Origin of the sequence: Thorsellia anophelis DSM 18579 (assembly GCF_900111395.1) — a bacterium.
In the GTDB taxonomy this organism is placed as follows: domain Bacteria; phylum Pseudomonadota; class Gammaproteobacteria; order Enterobacterales; family Thorselliaceae; genus Thorsellia; species Thorsellia anophelis.
In genome coordinates this window covers 1-3,769 of the sequence record NZ_FOHV01000059.1, presented here as the reverse complement: position 1 = coordinate 3,769, position 3,769 = coordinate 1, and the positions used below count along the sequence as shown (strand labels likewise).

At 31.7% G+C, this 3,769-nt stretch carries 4 protein-coding genes; 1 reads left to right on the top strand and 3 read right to left on the bottom strand.

Going from position 1 to position 3,769, the window contains the following annotated elements; all coding sequences use genetic code 11:
- Window positions 1-446 precede the first annotated feature (446 nt).
- The gene (locus BMW37_RS15785) at window positions 447-575 is read left to right on the top strand and encodes a hypothetical protein (protein WP_281241277.1); all 129 of its coding nucleotides are present in this window, start codon (window positions 447-449) and stop codon (window positions 573-575) included.
- A gap of 255 nt (window positions 576-830) precedes the next feature.
- Here BMW37_RS15785 and BMW37_RS14780 read toward each other — a convergent pair whose 3' ends face one another.
- The 3 genes from BMW37_RS14780 to BMW37_RS14770 all read right to left on the bottom strand — a co-directional run bounded on the left by BMW37_RS14780 (window position 831) and on the right by BMW37_RS14770 (window position 3,688).
- Window positions 831-2,060 carry a porin gene (locus BMW37_RS14780; RefSeq protein ID WP_093322765.1) on the bottom strand — a complete coding sequence of 410 codons (1,230 nt, stop codon included), beginning with the start codon at window positions 2,058-2,060 and terminating at the stop codon, window positions 831-833.
- Window positions 2,061-2,801: 741 nt separating this feature from the next.
- Window positions 2,802-3,245 carry an arsenate reductase family protein gene (locus BMW37_RS14775; protein WP_093322763.1) on the bottom strand — a complete coding sequence of 148 codons (444 nt, stop codon included), beginning with the start codon at window positions 3,243-3,245 and terminating at the stop codon, window positions 2,802-2,804.
- A gap of 173 nt (window positions 3,246-3,418) precedes the next feature.
- Window positions 3,419-3,688, bottom strand: coding sequence for an arsenic resistance protein (locus BMW37_RS14770; protein ID WP_218139552.1), 270 nt, complete (start codon window positions 3,686-3,688; stop codon window positions 3,419-3,421).
- Between the last annotated feature and the right edge of the window lie 81 nt (window positions 3,689-3,769).

Sequence of the window (3,769 nt, the reverse complement as noted above, 5' to 3'; positions counted from 1 at the left end):
GCCACCCTGTTCAATAAAGAACAAGGTAGACCCATTTTAAGTATCGCAGATCTCGCATTTTAAAAGTCGAGCATCGCGTTATCTACTGTATTTACTCTTTTAAGTGATGGCTAACCTCAACTTTTAAGCATTATGGGCATATGTTCATACCTAGTCTTATATTAAATATAATAAGTCTACAATTTTAATTAATCACGCAAACTAGATAAGATATTAATCTTATTAAACTGTCTATTGGCAACTTAGAATAACAATGAAAAGATATTCGTTGTTTACTGTTTTATATTGCTGTTATTTGCAGATAATGCCGAGAACGGAAATGAAGAGCAGGTCTCAAGCAATATCATCCTGATTGAATTTAGCAATATATATTGAAGCGTCGTCACATCAAAACGGAATGAAAATATCTGGATGTTTTTCAAATAACACACAAGCGGCCTGCTTCTGTGTCTAAATTCGATAAAATAGGAGCTGAAGGTGATATTAGTCTGATTGGTGATACAAACACACGTTATCCTAGCCAACATTCTCAGTTACTTGATGAGCTATCTCTATTGCACTTAACCACAGCATGAAATACATAATAAACATTCGACTTTTAGTCTAATTTTTTAAATTTTAGACGTAATAATCTAGGAATAAAGAGGTAGCTAGCCGTAACAGAATATCCATATAATCCATGCAGTATAAGCTACCATTGCGATTAACATACCGGTTTGATTTATATAGATGGATAGGTATAAATGAAAAACCCGCGAAGGACTCTTGCGGGCTTTGAGTGACTATTTTATTTATTCCATACAAATAGAACACAGTTATAAAATAATTTATTAGAAGCTGTAGGTTACTCTCATTTCTAGACGATCATCAATCTCTACACCTGCTTGCTGTGTATAGGTCGCCTTTTCATCAACCAAGTTGATTCTATAGCCTATAGAAGTATCAAAATGTGTATTAAATTGATATCCAGCACCTAAAACCAAAAATTTTGTTAAATCTGCTTTAGTTTGAGCATTATGTCTAACACCATTTGTAGACTCAACAACATTTAAGTTATACCCACGTGTTTGATTGTAAGCGACTTGAGGTGTAATACTTGATTGATTTCCTAATTCAATCGTATATTTTACAATTGCTTCAAATCCTTTTGTTTTATCTGCAACATTATTTATAGGTAAACAAGCAGTTGCACAATTTGAATCTAAGTAAACATTATTAGCCGCAACTAAATTATTTGTTTCAGCCCAGCTCACTGCTGCATATAAGCTATTGTCGCCTATTTCTTTTTGATATTTACTTGCAATAGCCCAAATTTCAGCATTATCACCTGTGTTATCTGTTTTTTGAGCGTCTACTCTATTGTGTTTTGAGTAAGTTGCACCAAAGCCTAGACCTGTTGCATCGTGTTCATAAGTTGTTGTAAGTCCGATACCATCGCCATTTTTCTTGCTTAATTTCGAATTTTCTTCAGTGTTTTTTGCTTGATATTGCAAATAAAGATCCAATCCATCTACCACACCAAACGCATCTTTATTGGTATATGTTGCTAAGCTTGATGCACGATCAAGCATACCTACATCACTTGCACTTGTTGCTGTTAATCCCTGTCCAACTAAATCATCAAAATCTGAGGCATCAGTGAAATTCCTAACTGTCGTTACAACACCATAATTACGCCCAAAATCAAGAGAACCCATTTTATCATAATTTAATCCAACAAATGCGAGGCGAGTTTTATCTTCATCAGTACCATCTGCAGTAAAATTATGAACAAACGTAGCGTAACCAGTTAAGACGCTATTAACCTGTGTTTCACCAGTAAATCCAAATCTTGCAAAAGAACTATCATCATTATCAACTTTACCTGCACCTACTTGATTGACACGATCTTTACTCCAATCATACATAGGAGTTTTATCTTCTTTAAATGTATAAATTGCAGAGACTTGACCAATTAAGTTAATTTTATTACCATTTTTATTATAAATTTCTGCTGCTAGACTACTATTGGCAACTAATAATGAAGACACTATAATTGCTAATATTTTACGCTTTTTCATTCTATTCCCTTATGTTGTTTTTCATCAATATTAATTAAATTAAAAACCTTTATTTATAATAAAAAATAATTAAACCAACAATTCGATTTAAGTTATTTTTATTTTGATATAAATAGCTTAAATTAAACATATATATTTAAGTGTCGGTAGAATAATACTTTTAAATTTAATTTAAATTGAATTTGTATGTTTATCATGTTTGTATTTTTTGAATAGGCGCTTAAATTTAAAACAAAAAAACATTATGGCGCGAGCACACACTTACTCATACCTCATTCGTTAGCACTTAAGGAGCAATCTATTAAATATCAATAATATACCTAATTAATTTATGCCTGAAAGATTATCCTGATAAATCCAAATTGTTATATTTTTAGAGGCTTTATCCTGAAATTATACATTAAAATGGCCAAATTCTGTTCAACAAGGTTTATGAATGAATAAGTTTTAATTTAAACAATGCATTATGGGTGCATTATTTAAAATTTAATCTTAAGCACCTACAAATAATTAATCGTGGATTCGTATAAAAATAGCATAGATTAATATTATCTGTATAACACATCTTACTAGTAATTTTGTTATTCAATTTAGCCATATGTTGAGTTAGTTTTTCTTAATTACACTTACTATTTAATATATAATTTGACTCTTGTACTATTGCAAATACGCTTTATACTAAATGCGTATTTGATTAAAAACTAGAGTCAAATATCATTTTAATTTTATACTGCCCTTAGGTTACTTAGATGAGTTAACTATTTGGTTATGCTCATCAATCATCATTTCACCATCCTCTTTATAGTAAGGTCCTTGCGGCCATATCTCTAATAAAGATAGAACTTGCTCACTTGGTCTACACATTTTGACTCCTCTATCGGTTTTCACAAGCGGTCTATTAACTAATTCTGGGTATTGGATCATTGCATCTAAAATTTGTTTTTCTTTAACATTTTCAGCGGTAAGACCTAATGATTCTGCAGGTGTTTTATTCACTCTAAGTGCTGATTTTGGTGTCAATCCTGCTTGCTCTAACAACGAAGTTAATACTTCTTTATTCCACCCCGTTTTAAGATATTCAATGATCTCAACTTGATAACCTGCATCTTCCATTACCTTCAGGACATTACGTGATGTCCCGCATGCTGGATTATGATATATAGTCGCTTTATATTCTTTAAGCATTTAAATTTCCTCTCTTTTAGTTAATAATCTTACTTCTTAATTTATTATTCCAGCTAAATAGTGACTGTCATATGCGCTAGATGAATGTAAATTGAACATGCTGCGAATGAGTATTTGGATATTTTGGATCATTTATTATAATTTTTTTGATTTTGAATGCATTTGTTATTAAATCAGTCAAACCAACGTCTAGTTTTATTTGCAAATGCCACTAAGGATAGCATCACTGGTACTTCAACTAAAACACCTACAACAGTTGCGAGCGCTGCACCTGAGTGCAAACCAAATAATGAAATTGCAACTGCGACTGCTAATTCAAAAAAGTTTGAAGTACCTATCATGCAAGCAGGAGCGGCGATTGAATGAGATAATTTAAGTCTTTTCGCTATCCAATAACTGATTGCAAAAATACCATAAGTTTGTATTAACCCTTCTTTCCGCACTATATTTTATAATTATTTCTTAGGTTAAAGAAATGGTCATTTTTTAACCTCCCTATATATTGACTCGTAGGGTTCGCCTAA